Source organism: Candidatus Bathyarchaeota archaeon (genome assembly GCA_026014585.1).
GTDB lineage: Archaea > Thermoproteota > Bathyarchaeia > Bathyarchaeales > Bathycorpusculaceae > Bathycorpusculum.
Genome location: JAOZIA010000022.1, coordinates 1 through 21,919 on the forward strand (window position 1 = coordinate 1; position 21,919 = coordinate 21,919).

The 21,919-nt window shown below is 41.8% G+C and carries 27 protein-coding genes and 2 tRNA genes; 15 read left to right on the plus strand and 14 right to left on the minus strand.

Features of this window, described 5'->3' with window-relative positions; all coding sequences use genetic code 11:
- The first annotated feature begins 363 nt into the window (after positions 1–363).
- The 8 genes from NWF01_06685 to NWF01_06720 all read left to right on the plus strand — a co-directional run bounded on the left by NWF01_06685 (position 364) and on the right by NWF01_06720 (position 4,915).
- Positions 364–717, plus strand: coding sequence for a hypothetical protein (locus tag NWF01_06685; GenBank protein ID MCW4024706.1), 354 nt, complete (start codon positions 364–366; stop codon positions 715–717).
- 45 nt (positions 718–762) lie between these two features.
- Positions 763–945 (plus strand): hypothetical protein, encoded by a 183-nt coding sequence (locus NWF01_06690; protein MCW4024707.1) that lies wholly within the window; start codon positions 763–765, stop codon positions 943–945.
- 302 nt (positions 946–1,247) lie between these two features.
- Positions 1,248–1,418 carry a hypothetical protein gene (locus NWF01_06695; protein MCW4024708.1) on the plus strand — a complete coding sequence of 57 codons (171 nt, stop codon included), beginning with the start codon at positions 1,248–1,250 and terminating at the stop codon, positions 1,416–1,418.
- Positions 1,406–1,807, plus strand: a complete 402-nt coding sequence (locus NWF01_06700; protein ID MCW4024709.1) for a hypothetical protein — start codon at positions 1,406–1,408, stop codon at positions 1,805–1,807. Before NWF01_06695 ends, NWF01_06700 begins: the two co-directional genes overlap by 13 nt.
- A gap of 11 nt (positions 1,808–1,818) precedes the next feature.
- Complete coding sequence (locus NWF01_06705) at positions 1,819–2,373, plus strand: hypothetical protein (protein MCW4024710.1); 555 nt, start codon at positions 1,819–1,821, stop codon at positions 2,371–2,373.
- Between the two features lie 94 nt (positions 2,374–2,467).
- Entirely contained in the window at positions 2,468–2,674 is a 207-nt protein-coding gene (locus NWF01_06710) for a hypothetical protein (GenBank protein ID MCW4024711.1), read from the plus strand.
- A 13-nt stretch (positions 2,675–2,687) separates the two neighbouring features.
- Positions 2,688–4,619 (plus strand): hypothetical protein, encoded by a 1,932-nt coding sequence (locus NWF01_06715; protein ID MCW4024712.1) that lies wholly within the window; start codon positions 2,688–2,690, stop codon positions 4,617–4,619.
- The gene (locus NWF01_06720; protein MCW4024713.1) at positions 4,616–4,915 is read left to right on the plus strand and encodes a hypothetical protein; all 300 of its coding nucleotides are present in this window, start codon (positions 4,616–4,618) and stop codon (positions 4,913–4,915) included. The genes NWF01_06715 and NWF01_06720 overlap by 4 nt, the downstream gene beginning before the upstream one ends.
- An 83-nt stretch (positions 4,916–4,998) precedes the next feature.
- On the opposite strand, the gene NWF01_06725 is transcribed toward NWF01_06720, so the two are convergent.
- Both NWF01_06725 and NWF01_06730 read right to left on the minus strand, forming a co-directional pair.
- Positions 4,999–5,205, minus strand: coding sequence for a hypothetical protein (locus tag NWF01_06725; protein MCW4024714.1), 207 nt, complete (start codon positions 5,203–5,205; stop codon positions 4,999–5,001).
- 143 nt (positions 5,206–5,348) lie between these two features.
- Positions 5,349–5,699 (minus strand): hypothetical protein, encoded by a 351-nt coding sequence (locus NWF01_06730; protein MCW4024715.1) that lies wholly within the window; start codon positions 5,697–5,699, stop codon positions 5,349–5,351.
- A 546-nt stretch (positions 5,700–6,245) separates the two neighbouring features.
- On the opposite strand from NWF01_06730, the gene NWF01_06735 reads away from it, so the two are divergent.
- Positions 6,246–7,352: a site-specific integrase gene (locus NWF01_06735; GenBank protein ID MCW4024716.1), complete on the plus strand. Its 1,107-nt coding sequence runs from the start codon at positions 6,246–6,248 to the stop codon at positions 7,350–7,352.
- A 24-nt stretch (positions 7,353–7,376) separates the two neighbouring features.
- Here NWF01_06735 and NWF01_06740 read toward each other — a convergent pair.
- A tRNA-Phe gene (locus NWF01_06740) sits at positions 7,377–7,450 on the minus strand.
- A gap of 233 nt (positions 7,451–7,683) precedes the next feature.
- On the opposite strand from NWF01_06740, the gene NWF01_06745 reads away from it, so the two are divergent.
- Positions 7,684–7,760: transfer RNA gene (locus NWF01_06745), tRNA-Val, on the plus strand.
- Between the two features lie 18 nt (positions 7,761–7,778).
- Here NWF01_06745 and NWF01_06750 read toward each other — a convergent pair.
- The 6 genes from NWF01_06750 to NWF01_06775 all read right to left on the minus strand — a co-directional run bounded on the left by NWF01_06750 (position 7,779) and on the right by NWF01_06775 (position 13,196).
- Positions 7,779–8,273 (minus strand): hypothetical protein, encoded by a 495-nt coding sequence (locus NWF01_06750; protein ID MCW4024717.1) that lies wholly within the window; start codon positions 8,271–8,273, stop codon positions 7,779–7,781.
- 97 nt (positions 8,274–8,370) lie between these two features.
- A complete protein-coding gene (locus NWF01_06755; protein ID MCW4024718.1) occupies positions 8,371–8,730 on the minus strand; it encodes a hypothetical protein in 360 nt (119 codons plus the stop codon).
- A gap of 62 nt (positions 8,731–8,792) precedes the next feature.
- Positions 8,793–9,050: a winged helix-turn-helix domain-containing protein gene (locus NWF01_06760; GenBank protein MCW4024719.1), complete on the minus strand. Its 258-nt coding sequence runs from the start codon at positions 9,048–9,050 to the stop codon at positions 8,793–8,795.
- Positions 9,051–9,498: 448 nt separating this feature from the next.
- Entirely contained in the window at positions 9,499–10,917 is a 1,419-nt protein-coding gene (locus NWF01_06765) for a DUF2252 domain-containing protein (protein MCW4024720.1), read from the minus strand.
- Between the two features lie 206 nt (positions 10,918–11,123).
- Positions 11,124–11,795, minus strand: a complete 672-nt coding sequence (locus tag NWF01_06770) for a hypothetical protein (protein ID MCW4024721.1) — start codon at positions 11,793–11,795, stop codon at positions 11,124–11,126.
- Positions 11,796–12,101: 306 nt separating this feature from the next.
- Positions 12,102–13,196 (minus strand): NAD-binding protein, encoded by a 1,095-nt coding sequence (locus NWF01_06775; protein MCW4024722.1) that lies wholly within the window; start codon positions 13,194–13,196, stop codon positions 12,102–12,104.
- Positions 13,197–13,371: 175 nt separating this feature from the next.
- On the opposite strand from NWF01_06775, the gene NWF01_06780 reads away from it, so the two are divergent.
- Together NWF01_06780 and NWF01_06785 are read left to right on the plus strand one after the other, a co-directional pair.
- On the plus strand, positions 13,372–13,767 hold the full coding sequence (locus NWF01_06780; GenBank protein MCW4024723.1) for a hypothetical protein: 396 nt from the start codon (positions 13,372–13,374) through the stop codon (positions 13,765–13,767).
- Positions 13,768–14,147: 380 nt separating this feature from the next.
- Positions 14,148–14,645, plus strand: coding sequence for a hypothetical protein (locus tag NWF01_06785; protein ID MCW4024724.1), 498 nt, complete (start codon positions 14,148–14,150; stop codon positions 14,643–14,645).
- 10 nt (positions 14,646–14,655) lie between these two features.
- On the opposite strand, the gene NWF01_06790 is transcribed toward NWF01_06785, so the two are convergent.
- Positions 14,656–14,877: a hypothetical protein gene (locus NWF01_06790; GenBank protein ID MCW4024725.1), complete on the minus strand. Its 222-nt coding sequence runs from the start codon at positions 14,875–14,877 to the stop codon at positions 14,656–14,658.
- 59 nt (positions 14,878–14,936) lie between these two features.
- Complete coding sequence (locus NWF01_06795; GenBank protein ID MCW4024726.1) at positions 14,937–15,101, minus strand: hypothetical protein; 165 nt, start codon at positions 15,099–15,101, stop codon at positions 14,937–14,939.
- A gap of 201 nt (positions 15,102–15,302) precedes the next feature.
- On the opposite strand from NWF01_06795, the gene trxA reads away from it, so the two are divergent.
- Positions 15,303–15,623, plus strand: a complete 321-nt coding sequence (trxA, locus tag NWF01_06800) for a thioredoxin (GenBank protein ID MCW4024727.1) — start codon at positions 15,303–15,305, stop codon at positions 15,621–15,623.
- Here trxA and NWF01_06805 read toward each other — a convergent pair.
- Together NWF01_06805 and NWF01_06810 are read right to left on the minus strand one after the other, a co-directional pair.
- The gene (locus NWF01_06805; protein MCW4024728.1) at positions 15,620–16,252 is read right to left on the minus strand and encodes a hypothetical protein; all 633 of its coding nucleotides are present in this window, start codon (positions 16,250–16,252) and stop codon (positions 15,620–15,622) included. The genes trxA and NWF01_06805 overlap by 4 nt on opposite strands.
- 44 nt (positions 16,253–16,296) lie before the next feature.
- On the minus strand, positions 16,297–18,060 hold the full coding sequence (locus tag NWF01_06810; protein ID MCW4024729.1) for an ATP-dependent DNA ligase: 1,764 nt from the start codon (positions 18,058–18,060) through the stop codon (positions 16,297–16,299).
- A 214-nt stretch (positions 18,061–18,274) separates the two neighbouring features.
- Here NWF01_06810 and NWF01_06815 point away from each other — a divergent pair, with 214 nt between their 5' ends.
- Complete coding sequence (locus tag NWF01_06815; protein ID MCW4024730.1) at positions 18,275–20,188, plus strand: hypothetical protein; 1,914 nt, start codon at positions 18,275–18,277, stop codon at positions 20,186–20,188.
- A 136-nt stretch (positions 20,189–20,324) separates the two neighbouring features.
- Positions 20,325–21,413, plus strand: a complete 1,089-nt coding sequence (locus NWF01_06820) for a mannosyltransferase family protein (GenBank protein ID MCW4024731.1) — start codon at positions 20,325–20,327, stop codon at positions 21,411–21,413.
- On the opposite strand, the gene NWF01_06825 is transcribed toward NWF01_06820, so the two are convergent.
- Positions 21,410–21,910, minus strand: coding sequence for a pyridoxamine 5'-phosphate oxidase family protein (locus NWF01_06825; GenBank protein ID MCW4024732.1), 501 nt, complete (start codon positions 21,908–21,910; stop codon positions 21,410–21,412). The genes NWF01_06820 and NWF01_06825 overlap by 4 nt on opposite strands.
- Positions 21,911–21,919 lie beyond the last annotated feature (9 nt).

Below are 21,919 nucleotides of genomic sequence, written 5' to 3' on the forward strand. Positions count from 1 at the left end.
AAAAACCCGCTTAGAAAAACTCTACAATTTTTAAGGTTTCTTAGGCATTGGTTTCAAAGTAACTTTATAGCCACAACTCGAACAGGTAACTCTGATTAATTTCGATTCTGTATCCCATTCATAACCACAATGAGTGCATACAACATGCCGAGTTTGTTTTTCTGGTTCTTCATTCGCCAAATTTTGCTATCTTCCTGTGCATACTTATGTTGGTAGTAGTAGAAGTGGCAGTTGAGGTATTTATCATTTATTAAACATTAATACATGCTACTGCTACCACTACTGCTACCTTAAACTATTTATTTGACTACTGCCACTACTACCATTAACCTTGTCAGCGTTTAAAGCTGGGGTGTAAAAGCTATGAGTCAAAAATTAGAACAAAAAACCCAAAATTCAACCACTACCCTTGACCGTTTTAATTGGTCCAACAAAAAAACCGAGATAGAAGAAAAACCACGCTCCCTAATGGTAGGACAAAGCTGTATCGTTATCTATTCTGAGTATGAAGAAGTAACCGAGCACCGAGAAGGTATCAGCCGAAAAAACAATCAGCCATACAGTTTTGATGTAAAATACTTCAAACTGCCCTGCAAGTGGCTCCCAAACCGCACTAAAGGCTACGTGCTACTAACCGAGGAACAATTCACCGAATGCGCTCAACGCTTCGCTGACGCTGGCTACCCTGCCGAAATGGTCTATGTTAGGACAAAATAGTCCTATCATCTCCCTTTTTTAGGTGTATTATGGAGAGAAATGACAGTGCCTTTCTATAGTATATATTTAAACAGAGAGCGCATCCCCATTATTGACAAGTACTCGGATAATCACGGCATAAGTAGGCGTGAAGCTGTAAATGCCATGCGTGACCTTGGGCTTTTCTGTCAAGAACAAGGATTAACAGAACAAGAACTCAGGGGGTTGCTAAAATCCACCAACAAATAGACATACTACTCCGCACCCGATATGATGACAAGGAAGAGTACCAATTTTTAAATGGCTGGGTTAATGTAGCCAAAAAACTCGGCGCTGTTGAAAAAAAACAGCGATTCAAAACAGAGGTTATCCTAAGTTTTGTCTTAACCAAAGGCACAAAAGCCTATAGAAAAGCGGGCAGTTCAAACCAGATGCTTTGTGTGGATGCGGAACAGCAAACAACCTATAATCTCTCTGGTGAAGCGGTGAGCCTTCCCCCAGAGGTCACAACAAAAATAGATGTCGCCTTTAATGAGGGAATATGACAAAGTATGCTTCCAGTTGGACTTCCCACTATACGTTTACTCTTAGTTTGTGCCATTTCCGCAATCATCGGCGGTGCAATAGTCTATAACTTCATGAACCAACCCGACCCCGAACTTTGGCAAGAATTTATGGAATGGAAAAAAATGATGGGGTACTGGCTCTTATGTCTGAAGTAGATATTGACGAAAAACGATTAAGAGCACATCGGATTAACAATTTGGGCGCTCAGTTGGCAAAGGCAGTAACAGAGTTAGTTAACGCTGATTCAACCGCATACATTGATTATGAGGACGAAAAAGACGTTAATTTATCACAGTTGCAACTTGGAATGTTGGATAATGAGGAACAACGCCAAATTTTACTAATGGACTCTATCGCACATTGCACTAAAAGCTCGACATTAAAACGCCTTATTGTGGCTAAACTGGCACTATCAAACAGTAACACTGGCTCAGACAGGCGAAGCAATCAACTCCTAAAACTTTTTTCTTCCGCTAAACAACTTGAAGATGACCGCGCCGAAAGGCTCAAAGAGAAAATCATGAAATTTGCAGAAGAGCAATAGGGTGAACATCTTTGAGTTTTCGGTCTGCGTCCTTTGGGCTTCTTGGAACTGGAAAAACAACTGATGCAGTACACCATCTTTTAATGTATCACAAAAAACAACCAAAAAACCCTATTTATAGCAACACAAAAATCAAAGGGATTAAGACTATTCCTATAACAGACCCCGAAATTTTCTTTGAAATAGACGAGCCTTGTTTTGTTCTACCTGATGAGTTCTGGATGAAAGCAGACAGTCACAAAAGAGGCAAAATAAACGATTGTCTAAGCCTAATTAGCATGCGCTCACGAAAAATGGGCTGGCGATTACATTACACTCTCCAAATGATAACCCAAATTGAAAAACGCATACGATATGTAACCGAGGTATGGAGACGCCCCTTTTTTGATGATGTGACAGGGTTAAGTGAAGTTGAAGTTTATTCCGTTGAAGGTCAATTAATTGACACTGTCGTTTATGATGCTTGGTATGTCCAAAAATTCTTTAACTCCTATGATGACCCACTCGACTTTGATGTGGATGCACTACTCGCAACCTATCGCCGACATAAAAAAGAATGGGCATAATCCGCTAGCTGGCATTGATAGTACATAGTATAATCCTTATAACTAGAAAAATCGACATCACCGTTTAAGGTGAAAAAACAAAATGAGTGAATTAATGACTAAATTTAAACACATGGACTATATCCTGTTAGCCGTTGGTGCCTTTGTTTTTCTGATGGCTTCCGCATTAAGTGGCGTACTGAATCCCTACGTCGAAGAGTGGGGTTTCTCTGCGTTTACGTCATTTACCACTTTGGCATTCCAAATTGGTGGCGGTATCGCGGTAATCGCTGCGCTGTCGGGTAAACGGGTTTTCATGTAGTAGGGGAAAAAACATGGACAAAAAACTAATAGTTTTTGCCTCCCTCTTTTTTTGCTTTCTTCTCGTTTCAACAGCTACATATCTCCCAGTAGCAGACGCTATCGCACCATTAATTATACTTGCAGTAGGCTTGATTATTGGCGGTGTAATCGGCGGTACAGTTGGTTTTTATGTTGGACAAAACATGGCAGCGCAAGACCTGATACACAGTGTAGGCTGGCAATACGTATCTGACACAGCAATAAATTACGGCAACTTGGTTTCTGCAACAACAAATGAATTTAGAAATGAAGCTCAGCTTAGCGAAGGACTAACAAACTATTTCAGCCGAAAAGCCGAGATAATGGCACAATACTATGTCAACGAAAGCACTTTTCCATACGAAAAAGTCTTAGCAAACAGCGGAATTTTAGCCGAATATCTCAACCTAACCAATACGATAGAACAACAATCCTTCAATGTCGCAAACGTTAGTGTTGGACATGCAAGAGAAACATTTACTGGCGATTTATCTGATTTCAACGTGTACGCTTTAACCCAAGAACAACTAAACGCAAGCTCAGGTTATTACCAACTAGTAGCAGGACAATACTACAACCTAAAAACACATGACTATGAGATAGGCTATGCAAACATAACAGACAGCCCAGCTTTCACCGTTTACGGTAACGCATCAAGCCGAATCTGGGAAACAGACGCTTTTGTAATTCAACCTTCATCAGCATATACTTATGACGTTCAAGCAACACCCATACTACCAAATCCAGCACCCCCTGTTGGCACTACAAGCACCGGTGTTTACCATTTAAAAGTTGAAGTGGTCGATGGAAATGGAAATGTCATCAGCAACACACGCTCTCATTCTCGCTCATTTGACATAAGCGCTTATGGTTATTCTAATGCATATACAGGTACTTTGACAACAACAAATCAAGACGTGACTATTGGAAAAATACGCTACACCTTAAACGATGCTTCCCACGTTGTAATGGTTGGTTTCTACCCTTCGCAACCAGTACCAGTTTGGGAACAAAATATACAGGTATGCTTAGACAGCATGACATATACGGGTACACAACCACAACTAACTGTTGATGAAAAAGAAGTCTTGCGGGTAAGTTACCGAATCAATGACAGCCCATACATTGAAGCTGGTTCTATCGACTTTAAACCGTTACAATCTGCTGTTTTCAACTACTCAAATGTTCTTATCAGTCAGGTCTGTTCTGCGCTGGAAACTGGAAAAGCATACTGGCAAGCACTAAGAGACATGGGCTATAGAAGCTATGTAGAAGTAGAGGCTTTAATGCCCTTTCCAGACTTGGTACTCCCCGAAAACATCTTTGATTTATCTGGTACTGACTTTGTCGAACGATACGCAATGTACGCCGCTTATCTACAATCACTAAAAGAATGGTTCCAAAGTAACAGCACATACGTTCAAAACATCGGTATGATGAACATCTCAAACGTTAATTTCAGTAGCATCCCAGCTTGCGCAGAAGGCAGAATTTACTTTAATGCAACTGACACATGGACAGAATACTGCGGTAGCATCTGGATAGTTCCTCAAGAACACAACGTTACTCTCACAAAAGGGCAAAACTGCACACTTGGCGTACTGGCAAACATCTGCTATCAACTAAATTCAACTGGAGAAGTTGCTTTCGCATTCGGGAAACCTGCGGACATAATTGAAGTTCAAAACCTCTACGTTAGAAATGCTTTTGGCATAATGCAAAATACAACATCAGTTACTATAGGTATCACTGACCTCTATACCTACACGATAGAATACACTAACCCTGACGGCATAGACTTCCCTGACTTTGTACTTGATTTAGGTGGTCCAATGGTTCTTCTCATCGCGGTACTGGTTTTAATCATAGTTGTTGGCTACATACAAAAGAAACCATCATCACACGGAAGGCGTTACAGTCGATGAAACTCCACTCCCTTTCTTTTTTTGCAAAAGTCTTAACCATAACGCTAATTGTTGAAGCGCTACTCTTTGCCGATTTTCTAACAACCTGCAAAATATTCTCGCTTGGGGGCATAGAATTAAACCCAATCGTAAATACTGTGGGATTCGTGCCAATTTCAATATTAAAAATGCTTGGCGGTGCATTCGTAGGCGTAGCTTGCTATTATGGCAAAAAAGTATATCCACTGGCTCTAATGCTATGCGTATTCTCCTTTGCTGTTACATGGAACATAAACCAAATCGCAATAGTTACATAGCATTTCCTTTTTTCCGTTTTTCGTACCCGGGAGAGCTGACAAACTAGCTCTTTTCGCACTGGACATGTGCGTTATTCGTACTTTTAAGGATTAAATTTTAATTTCTTCTCAAGTTTATACATTGAAGTAACAACCGATAAAATACCTACACCAACACCAAGACCCACTAAACCTAAGGAATAATAGATAAAATCAAGACCTTCAGGTGCAATAAAATGCAAACAAATCACAATTAATCCTATAGTTAACATTACAAAACCACCTATTAGACTTTGTACGTATTCTTCCATGCAAGCCACCAGCCATTAACTATACAATAGAAAAATAAAACATTTATGGGGGTGGTTTCTGTTGTGGTGGTTTTGACCCTTTTTAATTTGATGAGAAGGTGGATACTGTTAAGTTATTTGTCATGACACAAAAAAGAAGAGGGTCAAACAATTGGCATGTTTGACTGTTTTGCTTTTTCTAGGTCTTCTCTTTTTAACACACCCAACTGTTCAAGTCGCTTAATATGTTGATTCATCCATTCTGCTAAATTGATAAAATCGTGTGGTGACAATCTTAATTCAATTTGCCTTTCCCTACAGACTTTATCAACTTCCATAGCACCTAAATGTTTTTCATCTTCGCTCATTTTTGGTTGTAGTATATCGGTATAGAATATTATTCGCCCTTCAAGCGGGGATAGACCGCCAAAGAAAGCGTTAACATGAATTACTTTAAAATCAGGATGACTACTAAGCTCAAACTTGGGTGTTTGTGGTTTTATTGTTTCTGCCATATGCCTCACCAATTCTGTTATCTGTGTACTTAGCAGGTTATATTTAAAACCTGTGGGGCGGTCGTTTTACGGCGATTTTACGTTCACATTGATTTTGGGGTCAGCTCACATCATGTTATTCTAAATTCGGTAATTCGGCGGAAAGGTGTTAAAATAATCATCTCGGGGCTGATATGCGCCCCTCTTTGGCTTTGTGTATGCGTTTGGGCGCAACAATAAACCTTTTGCTTGGCTAAAACAAGCGAAACGGTTTATGTTAGCGCCCCTATTGTAACGCATTACCAAAAAAAAGTAACATCTCGGTTCTTGACTGCGTTGCCCTCATCTAAACAGGGCAACGGGTCAATATGAGGAGCGGACAGCGCACTGACCGCGCCGAATTTAACGCTTAACAGTCTAAAGAAAGCGGTAGGCTTGGCGCGTGGCCGGCGCGAAGCGCCGCCACGCCTTTCCTTGTTAGCACATAACAAATAATGCCGTTTTTCTAAAACAACCTTCTTATACAACTGACTACCACTACTGCTACTGTTTGGTGTTTGTTGGTTGGTGTTTCAAAGAGTAGGGGGTGAAGTGCTAAAAGAATGTCCTAACTGCCATAATGGAAAAATTTGGAAAGCTGGAAAAATACAAACCCTTCGGGGAACAGTTCAACGTTACCAATGCCAAAACTGCCTAACCCGATTTAGCGAAAAAACAAATACCGCTAACCCCAACATTTCTAACATGGAAGTGATATTAGAAAACAAAATCAATGGTGAAATAGAAAGCAAAATTTTAGAGTTCCTTTGGTGGATGAAAAAACAAGGCTACAAAGAAGCAACCATAACCACTCGGGGCTTACGATTACGCCGACTTGTCAACTTAAAAGCCGACTTAAACGACCCTGAAACCATAAAATCAACAATTGCCCTGCAAACAAAATGGAAAGAATCACAAAAAGAAGCAATGGTCTTTGCCTACGACCTGTATGCTAAATGGGCTGGCTTAAAATGGGAACGCCCACACTACACCGCCGTTAGAACGCTACCTTTCATTCCTCAAGAACGGGAAATAGATGATTTAATCGCTGGATGCACCAAAAACATCGCCTTATTCCTTCAAATTGACAAAGAAACTGGCGCTCGCTCAGGTGAAATTTACGGCATAAACACAGAAGAACAAATTGATATGGAAACAAGAACCCTTAAAGTGACCGCTGAAAAAGGCAGTAACCCCCGAATCTTCAAAATTTCCAACAAACTCTATAACATGCTACTGCAAGCTAACCCCAAAAACGGCAAACTATTTTACCGCTACAAAAACCTAAACTGCCTGCGCCGAAGCTTTGACCGCCAAAGAAAACGAATCGCCCTAAAATTTGGCAACACACGCCTAAACAAAATCACATTCCACACACTGCGCCACTGGAAAGGAACAATGGAATACCACAAAACCAAAGACATACTCCACGTAATGAGCGTTCTCGGACACAAAAACATCAAAAACACGCTTCTTTACGTCCAACTGCAAGAGGCATTATTCCAAGAAGAAAACAGCTACATCTGCAAAGTCGCAAAAACCCCACTGGACCGCATGCAACTAATAGAACAGAACTTTGAGTTCGTGGAACAAACCGACGGCATGTCATTTTACCGAAAACGCAAAAGTGTCTAGAACAGTTCAGAAATGATGGAGAAGTGCCAAGAGCAGGGTTTGAACCTGCGACGACTCGGTCTTCAGCCGAGCGCTCTCCCAGGCTGAGCTACCTTGGCACCGATTCTGGGAGCAACCACAACCAGAAATGAACTATATGGCTTTAAAGGTTTCTGAGGAAACTTTGCCTGTGACTTGGAATTGAAAAGTCACAGCTCAACCTGTAATATAAAAAATAGTTTCAAGTTGGCAAGAAAGCGTTAGACAAAGAAAATAAGCACTCCATCCTTCTTTTCCTAAGCTAAAAAAGGAAAGGTTTTATGAGTGAACCCGATAATTCTGTGCACCATACGGGCCGTTAGTCTAGCTGGCTAGGACGTCGCCCTCACGCGGCGAAGATCACCGGTTCAAATCCGGTACGGCCCACCAGCCAATAAAAAAGATCTGTTAAGCAGAGGGGCGTATCAGCGTACGCATCAACAGCCCGTAAGTGTCCTCTCCAATTTGTGCTTTAGCTGCAATGTTAACGTTGAAGTTGTTGCCCCATTGCCAAACGTAACGTGCCGCCAACTTTAACGTGACCGTTTGCCCATCAGCATTTACGCCTTCAGCTTTTAGAAGAATTGCGTGTCTGCCTGGTAGCAATGCGCCGTTTCCGCTGGTTATTGTGTAGGTTGTGCCGTTTAGTGTGAGGGTTCCGCCTGTGACTTCAAAGAGTTTTGAGGTTCCATTGGTGGCTGTGGGCTGAATGGTTAGGCTAAAACTTGCGGGGTAATGTTTTATGGTTTGGTTGTCGATTTTCTGGACGATTTGTCCCTGTGCATTCCACGTTTTAAGCGCGTTCATGTCGGGTGTTGCGGCGCTAACAAAAGTTAAAGAGACCACTAGTGCCAGTGTGATAACCGCTGCGGCTGTGATTAGGATTTTTTTGTTTTTACTCACCAAATGTTTCACCTCCAGGTGTCTTTATGGTGAATTTGGCGTTGCTGATTTAAAAGAAAGCCGCACTAATGATGTGCACCAAAAGTGAACAGGAAACTTAGGATTTTTGGTCTTCCAGCTTCTCGCTGAGTAGGTCCTGCTCGGTTTTTACTAGTAATCCTACGCGGCGTTCCCAGCGGCTATAGAAGCGGTACTGTGCATACATTGCGTAGAGGCAGTACCCAAGAAATGCGGCTGCAATAATTAAAAGGAAGAACCCAACCAGCCCCAACTCAATATGCCTAACCCGCAAAATCAGCCAAATCACGGATAGGAACAGGATTCCTGAAGAGATTAACCCGATTAGGGCTCCGTTTCGGAATTTGCTCCATTCCCTGTCCAACTCAAATAGGAAGTCATGCAGGGTTTTAACTGGGTAAATCTTGTTGTCTTGAGTTTTTTCCTTTGGTTGACTCATGCATTGTCACTTTATCTTTCTTGTTTTTCTTCTTAAGTTTGATGCACCACAAGTGAACCCAGCTAAAGTAGCGATGGCAGGAATTTGCGTAGCTCCACGTAGAGATTTCGTCCCTGCTCGGTCAATCCGCAGTTGCCCTCGGCGGACTCCTTAACCAGCCCCTTCTCCTCAAGAAAGAGCAGGTGTTTTAGGAAGTCGTCGTATGCCATGCTGGTGGATTTACGCCAAACCACCGTGCGAAGCTGCGGTTTGCTGTTAAAGAACAGGTACTCTAGGATTTCAAAGCGTATTTGCACCGCGCTCTTGCGTAGTTTCGCCATAGCTGCACCAAACAACACCTAAACCAGCGTGAAAGAGCAATTTATCTCTTGTTCACCAAACAAAAAACACTGGGGTCCGTCCGTCATAAGCTAATCATCTGGTATCATACTGGGACGGCGACGTCATCCCCCGTGAATAATGCATCATCCCAGTCACTTAAGGGCTTTGGAAGATGAAAAATAAAATGAACCAAGAACTCGAAAAAAACTGTTGGAGTAACTCCAACAAGACAAATAAGCTCCTAAGAAAATTGGAAAACTAAAAAGTGGTAGCGTTGTTTCCCAAAGAAGCGCTTGAAAACTGAAACCTGCTTTAAGGAAATACGCCGCCGCAGACATCACCCACAAGGGTTGCGTCAGGCTTTTCCGTGCTCAAGGATCCTTGTGCCCAAAATAACCAAGGTTACACGTGATTGGTTGCGCCTTTGGGTAAGTAAATAATGAAAAGTTAAACATCAATTTGGGCTTCAATTCTGCCAGAGGAAATTGCATCCAAAAGAGCATCAAAATCCTTTGCAACCTGATCTGCATAATCAGCAGCAAACTCAGCTATAGCACTATCAAAAGATGAACCCTTACTAAGATACCCTGCAATCATTGCAACTCCACTTGTTCTTGCATGCGCTCGCGCTAAGCAATGAGCACAAGTCATGGAGTATATGATAAAACTTTTCAAATTCAAAAGTGATACATCAATAGATCCTTTCATGTCCTTTAGTTGACGCCAATAATAATCCCGAGTAGATGCAGAATTATGGCTCCAACCTAGAAAAATATCATTTGATGCTTGCATCAATTTTTGCCCAATTACCACACGTTGTGCTTGACTAAGGAATTTTCTATGAGGCAAATAACGCTCTAGCGCTGAAGGACCCGTTTCTTTTTGTTGGAGAATTATCATATTATCGCTAGTTCCTCCTCTTAAAAGCATAACCGTACAGCGCGTTCCAACACTACCCACTCCGACAACTCTTAAAGCTAAATCAACAATTTTGAAACGATTCAATAGTACACGCCGATATTTTGGCAAACTATTAATGTATTCTAACCAAACTTTTTCAACAGTCTCTTTTGTTAATTTTCTCTTTTCAACAGCGTTGACTACCTTGCTTGATAGAATTTCAGTAAATGGAATCATCAAAGGCGGATCGCTGACAAAACGACGCCCATTATCTACTTTTTGCGTGAGTTTCTCAAGGGTTTGTTCTTGAGTTCTTAAACGGGCATGCTTGAATGCTTTGTCAGCAACCATAGCGCCCTTTTTTGATCGATTAAAGACTTTCAATACCTTGGCTTCATTTACATGGTAATACCACATATCCAAAGTGGACATTTTTGTAAATTCAAGAAGCGTTTTACGATAAGCTTTAACGACAAGTTTTGCTGCCTTGTAGTTATCGCTATCACGAAATAACTTTTCTCGACCTGCAACTACTACACTAGTTACTAGACGTTTTAGATCCCACTCCCATGGACCAGGATAGCACTCATCAAAATCGTTAACGTCAAAAACTAATTGACGTTCTGGTGTCGCAAAAATGCCAAAATTGTTTATGTGAGCATCTCCACAAAGCATTGTTTCTATTCCGCTAATCGGTGTATTGGCTAAATCAGACGCCATAATCACAGCGGATCCTCTTAAAAATGCAAATGGAGATTTTGACATGCGTCCATACTTAATCGGCAATAACTCTTGGATGCGACCCTTGTCTTGTTCTAAAAGCAGACCAATAGGATCAACCCGATTTTTTGATGGTTTCCAACCACGGTGACTACCGAAAGGTACCTTGTACTGTAAGGCTTTCCCTTGTTGAAAACGAATTTCTCTGCCCGAAACTTCATCTAACATGGATATAGATTTTGTCATTTTTATCCTGCAATATTTTAGAACGTATTATAGTTAGAAAATCAATAAATTAAAGATAGTTTTAATTATTAAATGTCCTGATGGTTTATACTTCCTCAAAGAGGTACTCAATTTGCAAATTATTTTTAGCAGAGAGAAATTGAATGCGAGCAACCACAAGGGTTGCCACCGATTAAATTAGATGAACAAATAAGCAACCAAACAAATCATAATACACCTGTAAAGTATGATGCAACGTAAATTACTACAGTTACCAGTACCATAATTAATCCTATTGCCAAAGGGTTTTTTCCTGAAAGCTTGCCAAGTTGAACACCATACAAAAACAGCCAGATAACCCCCGCTACATTGGAAACAAGCCAAGCAAAAAATTTATCCTCAAAAACTAAAAATGGTAATGCAAGCAAAACACCCGCAACTAAATAAATTCCAACTATAGAAATCCAGCCACGCACATCATCTTTAGTAAAAAGATAACGGGGAGTAGATTCTTCCAAAGAAGCACTGGGTAAATACGCAATTATGTCCTTAGTTATGGCATCTTTGCCTTTTTCATTGAAAGTAGATATGAACGTTGAGTCCAAGCTTTTCTTAATTTGCTTTTCAATCACTTCGTTCTTTATTGATGATTTCAATTTTAATATCGTTTTAATATAGTTGTTTCGTTCAACTGAACTTGAAGTTGCATAAAGCAAGCCATCTATAATCCCCCATCCTATACAGGCTCCCAAATTTACAGTAACAATATACATGAAACTTGCATTAAGGTCTGATAGCGCAACATACCCATTTATTATTATGACTGTAAGTACTGCAAAAGCCATTTCACCAGTTCTATCAGAATAAGAAAGAGAATGATGTTTAGAAGACGAAGGCATAAGTTAACACAATGCCCAGTAATATAAAATCCAAATCCGAGTTTATAATAATTTCTAAAAGCTTATAACTAGACTATCACTTAGTAGCAGAGGGATTAAACTCCATAACATTTACTTTGCCCTAACTGAAAAATGAGTGTGGCATTCGTTTGTTGTTGGGTAATGCATATGAGCGCCTGATATGATTTTGAGTGTTTTCTTATGTGTGCTTGTGACGAGTTTTGCTGTAAACAGAAAATAGACAGCAACCAGACGCAGCTATGCCTGCTAAAACTTCATTTTTTTTACTGTTTAGATAAGGGGTGGTTAGATGGCTTTTGCTTTCGCTTCCAGCTCCAATAGTCCTGCGGGTTCACCGAAAACCAACAAAGTATCCCCTTCCTTAATCAAAAACGGCGGCTCAAACAAGTTCCGAATCACCGCGCCATCCCGCAACACACCAATAATGGTTGCACATTTGGAAATTTCCTGCAGTCCCTTGCCGATGAGTTTGGAATTTTTGAAAACCGCAAACTCTGCAATTTCCTGCGCACCGATGCGTTCGGAAAAGACTATGCCGACGATGTTTTTGGTTACTGCTGAGAGTGCCAGTAGGTGTCCGACGGTTACGGTGGATGGTATGACCATGTCTGCTCCTGCGTTTTTGGCGGTTTCGGTCAGGCTGGGGTTGTGCACGACGCTGATTATTCGGATGTCGGGACGCATCTTGCGGGAGCTGAGGATGGAGAGCATGTTGTCGGGGTCTTTTTCGTGAGCAATCACAACCATAGACGCCCGCTCTATCCCCGCGGTTTTTAGTGCATCCATCGGCTGGTTATCCTGTGCCAGCACTGCAAAATTGTTCTGCTTGAGCAATTCCTCGTATTTTATGGGGTTTTTGGTGACTACAACATGGTCTAAGCCAATGTCCTCAAGCTTTTCTGTGACGTATTTGCCAAGATGAGTGTAACCTAAAACAATAACATGTCCCTTTAGCTTCTGAATCAGCTTTTTTTCTGCGTGCCCTTTGGCGAGGTCGCCTTTAGTCATGGTTTTTGCGCTGGTTTGCAATATGGATGCCACCAACCCTACTGAAATGACAATCATGATAATTAAGAGCACTGCTTCCATTGGGTCAATTGTGAATAGGTTTCCGTTGTTTGGACCATAAAAGCCCAAAGTGGTAACAGTTGAAACCGCCGCAAGCAACGCACTAAGATAGGGCATGTTTTCAAAGTAATAAAAAATTGCGGCTCCCCAAACAAACATGACCGCCAACAAAATAAGCTGTCGATAAATAGCCTTTAGAAAGACGGATGGGCCATAGAGTGCCTGATAAAAAATGAAACCTAACTTTCGACTTTCCTTCTTTGTTCTTCGCTTAAGAGGTTTTTTATCGAAAATTTTTTTGTTGCGACTCATTTAGACTGCTCAACAAAAAGCGCTAAATATTGCGTTTATACCTTTCGGGCATCGCAAGAAAAGACTGCCCATTAAGACCCCAAAAACCCAAAACCGCCTTTTGCAAAAGACCTTTAAAACGAAAAAACATATTGACTTTATGAAAAAATTAACCTTAGCCCTGATCGTGCTTACTTTGTCTGTTTGCTTTTTAGCGGCGGGGATTTTATTGATTAATTTGGGCACCAAAGATAACGCGGGTGAATTTTACACGTTTCCGTTGTCTGTTGGCGAAAAAACCTACGTAGTGACTGTTAGAAGTAATTACTCTTCAGCACCAACAATAACTTATTCAGAATTGCATAAGGCGGTATTAGTTGATTTTACAGGCGAAAAAGAAAACGCGTTCTGTAACATTACAATCCCAAAGAACCTGATTTGGGGCAACATCAGCGTTATCGACAAAATCTACGAAATGAACCCATCCAACTACATCCTAAACAGTAACAGTACATATAATTCGGTTTATTTCACGTTTGACCATCCAGCGTTAGTTAAACACTTTGAGATAGTAGGAACCCAAGGCATCTAACAAAAGTGAACAAAAAAATAAGGCTAAAAAAACCTGCTGGTGGAAACACGTTATTTTATGAGTTTTTTCTCAAACGTGTAGACCGAATAGGTTACCGCTAATCCGCCTAGACCACAACCTGTGCACAGCAGTCCCAGGGAATACCAGATAAACCCAAGCCCCCTGAAATCAAGCAAATGCAAACAAATCAAGAACGAACCTACCAGCATTAAAACAAATCCACTAATCAATGTTTGTAAATACTTTTCCATATATACCCCCATGTACTATCAACAATGCTGGTTTATAAAACTTAACAACCATGCAAGGTACTGCCTGCTTCTAACTTTTTATGCAAAGAGTTAAAAAGTAAAATTCGTTGATTTGATACAGTGTTACTTATGGAGTCATTTCGAGCTAACCTCGCTGAGTACAGAAAACAATTACAAAAAGGCGCCGTAAGGACGGCATATCAGGGTTTAATGGGGTTCTTTGATGCCCTGCATTTGCATCTCAAAACGGTTTATCCTGACTTTTTCCTCTCCGACGTGCATTATGGATTGATGGATTACACGTATTTTTACTTCTTCCCAAAATCGTTGAAACAGCAGAACCTCAAAGTTGCAATTGTTTTTTCTCATGGCACATTCACGTTTAGAGTTTTGCTTGCAGGCTATAACAAGACGGTTCAGGCAAAATACTGGAAACTCTTCAAAGACAACAACTGGAGCCTGTATCCTCTTGCTGCAGATACACAGAAAAATGATGCTATCACAGATTTCATAGTAGCGGATAATGTTGACTTTAGTGATTTGGATGCTTTAACCTGTCAAGTAGAAAAAGGCACTTTGAAGTTTATTCAGGACGTCGAAGGTTTTCTGGCAAAAATTCAAAGTTAATTGTGGCATGTTATTGCTTGTGTAAAACAATTATGCCGATGAGTATGACCATTGCTACTACAACTATGGTTACGCCTATGAAATCAGGCAAGCTCATGCCTAACACGTTGTTTTGGGAATTTGTGGACACTGCTAGGGGTTGAATGTTGTCGGCGGCAGATGCAACCAAAACAATAGGGAGACAACTTAAAATTAAAGCCAAAATACACATACATGAGACACTTTTATGCAATTTAAGCACCTCATATATAATTATAAGCAAATTGCAAATAAAAAACTTTGCAATGAACTTCAGACAGTTTCAATTTCTGTTCTTATTTTCACTATTTGCTGATGGGTTGTTGTTATGGTTCCTTGCTGGTTTTTAGGAATAAGCATAAGGCCACCTTTTTCTGATGGCATTCTTTGTAGGGGTGTTTGTTTTATGACTTGAACCATCCTGTTCTTGTCCACCATTTTGGTTCACCCACATGTATTAAGTGCTTCCAAAAATAAATAAAATTGCTACTTCAAAAAGAAAACACAAACCCGCGTAAGTGTGCTTTGGGCTGGGTTGTGTGGTTAGCAACTGCTCAAGGGGTCTTTTGTATCGGTGTTTATTTGTTTCACGAACGGTTTTTATACTCTGCCCAATTTTAGTTTATGGTGTGAATCTTTATGAGTGAACCCTTTCATGTAACTGATGAGAATTTTGAGAAAACAATAGCGGAAAACAAGGTTGTTTTTGTGGATTTCTGGGCAACCTGGTGTGGACCCTGCCGCGCACTTGCACCGACAATCCAGGAACTTGCAGGCGAGTATGCTGGCAAAGCCGTAATCGGCAAATTGGACGTTGACGAAAACCCCGCCACAGCTGAAAAGTTTCAGGTTTTCAGCATTCCTACTATGGTAGTGTTCAAGGATGGCAAAGAAGTAGAACGTCTCGTGGGGTTATGCGCCAAAGGCCGCATTGACAGTGTGCTTAAAGCGCATCTTTAGCTTTTTATTTTTTCAAACATTTTTTCAAGTGTCCAACGGATGCTGGATTTGAGTTCTTTTAAGCGTTCATCATCAACGTTTTGAATGATTATTTCCCGTATCAAATCATCCTCTAAAACCATATTATAACTAAACGCGTGGTCACTGGAAAGCTGCCCCGCCGCTACGAGCTCTTGGTCTTTTTGTTGCATTTTGTTAAAAACCTTCTCTACAAGAAAATTCTCAAACGGCGGAATCTTCACCTTAAAATTCTTGCTCTCATCAGGCAGCACATGCATCGCGAGTTGTTTGTCAAAGTAGATTATTGCGAGGGGTTCATCAGCCATTGTTCTCAGCGAAATTACGCTTTTGTCTTCGGGTGCGGGTTTATCTTCTTTTGGTTCTTCTGCGGGTGTGGGGGGTTCGGTTGGTTTGGGTAAAAGCACTTCTTTAGGCATGTCCGCGGGGGGTGTTGAAACATTTTTTATGTCGCCGCGTTTAAAGCCCTTATCTAGCAGAATCGTGTTTACTACCTCTAGGCTTTCTTGTACCTCTTTAGCTTCAGCGGTAAGCTTTTCTAGTTGGTCTTCTAGCTTCTTTTTGAAGTTAAGCAGTGACCTCATTTTTTCTTGGTCTTGACTCAGACTCATACCCTTTACCCCAGCAGGTATTTAGCGTTAGATACTTAACTATTTTATGCTTCCCCAATCTTCTTAAGTTGACCCTGATACATTTTTACAGTCTCCTCAGAGACTGTTGCATCCTCAGCGCTTTTGTCTGTGCGGTAATTGCCCGTGAACCGTGGAAACCTAATCGCCAAGCCACTACCCTTGCGTATACTGTCCATCGCGCACATGTGAATTGGGCTTAACGTGACTTCAGCGCCTAAAATCTCCAAAACCAACGTGGGTTCAAACCAGACATCTGCCTCCAAAATTGATTTCACCCGCGAGTTTCGCTTGGGAATTACGTGCTTTTGAAGCATTTGGTGCAAATCGGCTATGTCTTTGTCGGTAAATCCCGTGCCGCATTTGGTCACAGTTTCAAACGTGTCCTCAGCCTTGTTATAGGTTGCCAGAAGCAGAGCTCCATACGCACCCGCACGTTTTCCTCTACCATGAAACGCCCCCACAACAACAAGGTCCACAGTATCAATCATTTCGCTCTTGTAATCACGCTTGTACTTTATCCAAAGCCACCCACGGTTTCCCGCTTGATAAACAGAGTTTTCAGAGATGGATTTGCACATTAATCCTTCACAACCGCCTGATATGGCTTCCTCAAAGAAATCCTCCAGCTGTTTGGGGTTGTTTGCACGTTTCTGCGTGGCTACTCTGACCCGCTCATTTTTGATTATAGCTTTTTCGAGGGCTCTGCGGCGCTTCAAAAAATCAATCTGCGTTAAATCTTGCCCATCAACAAAGAGCGCATCAAACATGAACAGCGAAATCGGGTACTGCTCAATGGCTTCTTTTACGCCATATTTTCGTCTGCGATGCATGAGCTCTTGGAAGGGTCGCATGTCGCCTGTTTCAAGGTCAATGGCGACGCATTCTGCTTCCAAAATGGCTTCTTTTGCTTTTACGTTTTCGCGGACCAAAGTGATTGCGTCGGGGTACTGGCTGGAAATGTCTTCCAATCGCCGTGAGTACAGCACGACTTTGTCGCCGTTTTTGTGTGCTTGGACGCGTTCGCCGTCGTACTTGTATTCTGCCATGCATTTACCGCCCAACTTCTCCAAAATTTCTTCAGGTGACGCAAGCCGCTCTGCGAGCATGGGACGAATCGGCTCAAAAACCATCACCTCAAAGGCTTTAATGCCATCTAAGCCCTGCTCAACCACAACGCTGGCAACCCTGCCAAGGTCAGAGGAAATATTGTACGCCCGCTCAATATACTGACGCGCTTCTTTACCGCCACCATACGCAATCGCCAATGCATCCAAAACAGTCATGTCCGCAAGCCCCAAACGCAGGTTACCCGTGACTGTACGAATAATCCATTTAGCCTCCTGAGGAGAAGCATCCGAGAGCATCCCCGCAAGCAACGCCATTTTCGTGGATACCGCGCCAGAACCCGTGGTTTTTGCCATCTTATCAAAGGTTTCATACACCCGTTGCACATCGAGGGTTTTGGTGAAAAATGTGACTTGTTTGCGTTTGGTGAGTGTTTTTTCTGCTGTTTTGCCGATGTCGCCGCTTTTTTGCAAATCTGCTGTTATTGTGCTTTCTTTTTGTCCAGAGGCGCGGATAAGCGCTTTTATGGCGAGTTTTTCTGCCACGCCGATTTCTATGCCTTCAAAATCGGGGTACAGCTTGCCCTGTGTGAGATAAACAACTTTGGAGATAACCTCTTTGGGGGTTTTTTTGAGTAGCTCCACTAGGTAATCGGTCATCTCTAAACGTTTGGTGGTGGCTTCGATTTTCTCGTATGCTTCAGCAATAACAGCGTAATCCATAAACTCAGCTTCAGTAGCAATTACTTAGCAAAGACTATTTTAATTGTATTGCCGCCCAAAGCAATCAATACACCAAAAAAGCCTGCTCTCTGAGTTAAGCAACACTCTAAATACTGCAAAAACACTACTGCCTCATAGGTAGGTAACTATTCAAGAAAAACAAAACCGCCACTTAAAACTACAGAACTACTGGTTACTTGTGGTGCTGCTTGTTTTGGCAGTTTTAGCCTTTTTTTCGGCTACGGTGGCACTTGTGGCAGGGTTTGTTTTCACTTTTCTGGTTCCCGGCGTAACCTTCCACCGCTTCTTCAATTTGAAGCAATATGAGCTTTGGGCGTTCATTCCAGTATTTAGCATTTTGGTTTCGGTTACTCTGATTTACTTTGCCTCACTCATATTCGGGTATTCTCCAACGACGATTCTGGGCTGTTTTCTGGCATTAACCGTCCTCTATGCAGTGGTTGTTGCTTTCAAAGGCGAATCCTTCACACCCAAAAAAATCATCCAAATCAAAAACTTCAGCAAAGTCACCCTCACAGTTTTCCTCATAATATTCGTTCTCAGCTTTTATGTTCTCTACAGTAGCGTTTGGGTACAAACCGACACAGGCTTAATCATCTCGGGCTCCAACTGGCAAGACACACCCTACCATTACGGCATCATCGAAAGCCTAAACCAAGGCAACTTCCCCCCGCAGTTCCCCAATTACGCAGGCGTAAAAATGACCTACCACTACTTCGTGGACTTCCACACCGCCATCCTCGAAAACGTCTACGGCTATCTGCCCAAACTACTGCCCACATTAAACGCAGTGTTCATTTTGGTTTTTGCACTTTCCATGTATGCGTTGGCGCGGGAGTTTGGACGAAAAGCTGCTTTAATTGCGACGGTTGTGGGCGTATTTGGCTGCGGTTTTAGTTACGTGAACTTGTTTTCGGCGTTGTTTCAGGGACAGTTTGTTGCTTCCCAAAACTACTTTTTCCAGTACGCAGGCACTTTTGGTTTACCTCCCATATTTGATAATCTGCTTCAGCAACGTCCCATGCTGATTGGGTTGCCCGTGTTCGCACTTGTTCTGATGCTGCTTCGTAACCCTGCCAGCAGGCGCAGGCTACTTTTAGCAGGTATCTTAACGGGGTTAGTGTTTGAGTTTCATAATGTAGCATTTTTCTGCTGTGGATTGGCTTTCTTGTTAATGTTTGCGTTAAATTTCAAGCAGAGTCGCTTTAGCAAAAATTACCTGTACTTTTTGGTGCCGTGTGCTTTGGCATTGCCGTTTATTTTTCAGGGTGGAACCCCCGCAAGCATTAACGTGGCTTCTGAATGGATTAGTAATTTTTCAAAAAACCCATTTACTTTCCTTTTCTTAAACCTTGGCATTCCCGTAATTATCGCATTTATCTCTCTCACTAAAAGAGGCAACAACCTGCTCAAAACCACCTTTGTCACCCTTATCTTAGTACCCTATATTGTCCAGTTAACCCCAAACGCTTGGGACATGTACAAATTCTACCTTTTTGCGTGGGTTCCAATCGCCGTTTTGATGGGTTGGTTTTTAACAAGCACAAAAAACAGCACAACATCTTCCATATCAGTCAGCATCAAGCCATCAAGGGTTCCCAGAAAATTTGTTCGCGCAGGAAAAAATATTGCTGTTTTAACCCTTGTCGTCCTTAGCGTTTTGTCTTCGATTAGCGTGGTAACGTTCAATTTAGGCGCTAACTATCAGGTTGCAACCACAAACGAGCTTCAATTGGGCATGTGGGTGCGAGAAAACACGACTCAAAACAGTGTTTTCCTAACCTACCCAAACTATGGCATTTATTCTCCGCCAGCCTATATTGGGGGCAGAATCACGGTTTCTTCGTACATTAATTGGCCTTATGGACATGGGATTCCGCTGGAGCAGATTCAGCAAAGAGAAAGCGATATTGACCGAGCGTATGGCGGGTCAGAAGCGGATTTACAAGAGGTGGTTTCCAAATACAATGTTTCCTATATTTATGTGGGGTTTGAGGAGTTGGCTGCATATTGGAACTGCACAAGCCGTTTTAACAGTATTAGTTGGCTGCAAAATGTTTACAGCGATGGGCAACTTCAGATTTATAAGGTAACTAGTAGCAGTTAATTTTTCCATTAAATTTATATTAACAGCACCTCAATTTTTTCATCTAAACAACTTAGCACTAAGGGGGAAGTGACTGCTGTTCAAACAAAACTTTTTCAGAATTCTTCCAAAAGACCTCCTGTTTCCCCTTTTAATAATGGTTATAACTAAAATCATGATTTTTGCTGTTGGATATTCTTCAGCTTATGTTGCAGTTTCAGAACCCTCCTCACTTAACGCGGGTCAACTATTAATGAACATGTTTGTTCATCCCATTGGAGATGCGCCGCATTACCTGTATTTAGCTCAGTACGGCTACACTAACCAGGGTGACCCCGCTAACTTTATCGTGTTTTTCCCACTTTATCCCTTGCTTGTACGATTAATCACCTTTGACTTCGCCTACATCAACCTATCAGGGCTCATAATCTCCTTTATAGCCTCAACAGCAGCCGTCATTTACCTGTTCAAAATAACCAGACTTGACTATGACGAAAACACAGCAAAAATGGCTGTTTTGTTCTTATGCATTTTTCCCACAGCATATTTCTTATGTGCCCAATTCACTGAGGCACTGTTTCTTGCCGTATCAATTTCAAGCCTGTATTATGCCCGACGCGGTAGCTGGGTTTTTGCGGGGTTTTTGGGCTTTCTTGCTTCTTTGACTCGGCTTGCAGGTTTGATTTTGTTGCCTGCCTTGGCAGTGGAATATTTACATCAGAGGAACTGGCGTCTCAGCGAGGTTAATTGGCGGCTTTTCTGGGTGATTTTACCAATTTTTGGGTTTCTGATCTATTTGTTAATTAATTATCAGGTTACAGGAGACTTTTTTACTTTTATGGAGGTTGAGCGGGTGCATTGGTATCAAACTCTTGATCCTCTGGAAGGTTTAAGGCAAACTATATTTTCTTTTTCACGTCCATATCCCGACAATTTTATTATTGGATATGCACAACTCATTTTTGCAGCTTTTGGGCTTATCATGATATTAGTTGGTGCTAAACTAAAACTGCGCTTATCCTATCAAGTCTATATGCTTTTAACGTGGTTGTTAGCGGTTTCAACAAGCTTCTGGATAAGCATCCCGCGCTACGTGATAGCCATGTTTCCACTGTTTATCGTCCTTGGTATATTATCAACTAAAAAACCGCTTGGAAAAATCCTGATAATCACCGTGTCGGCAGTTTTTCTGGTAACCCTGTTCTATTTTACTTGGCTGTTTGCGGCAGGCGTCTTTGTGTTCTAAGCTTGCGTTGGTTTTAGGCTGGGGGCTTGATGTTTCTTTCCTGTCATGCACTCTATGTCTATTCTGCCAATGGTTGTTTTGGCGAGTTTTTCAGGCTTAATCTTTGATAGTTTTTCCTCGGGAGTCTTCGACAACTGGCGTACCAGCACCTCAAGACCATGATGCTTCTCCCCTAAATCTTCAACCCAAACCAGTTTACCCCGAAAATGCACACTTGTATAAGCATAATCGCACTCGTCAGTTACGCCAAAATCAAGCATAGCCTGCCCCCAAACTGTGCTGTTAGCGTTTAGGAACACGTTTTTTTTGCCTTCAGGTGCGCAATGAAAGTAGAGGGCGTTTTTTTGTTGGTCGTAGCCGTGGCTGAGGCTGACAAGGTAGGGTTCGTTGTCTTTGCACATGGCGATGGTGACGTACTGGGTTTGTTTTAGGATTTGCTGCATTTCTTGGTTGTCGGTGATTTCGCGGTCTTTGCGTCTGACATGAAAAGAGGACATATCTGAGCA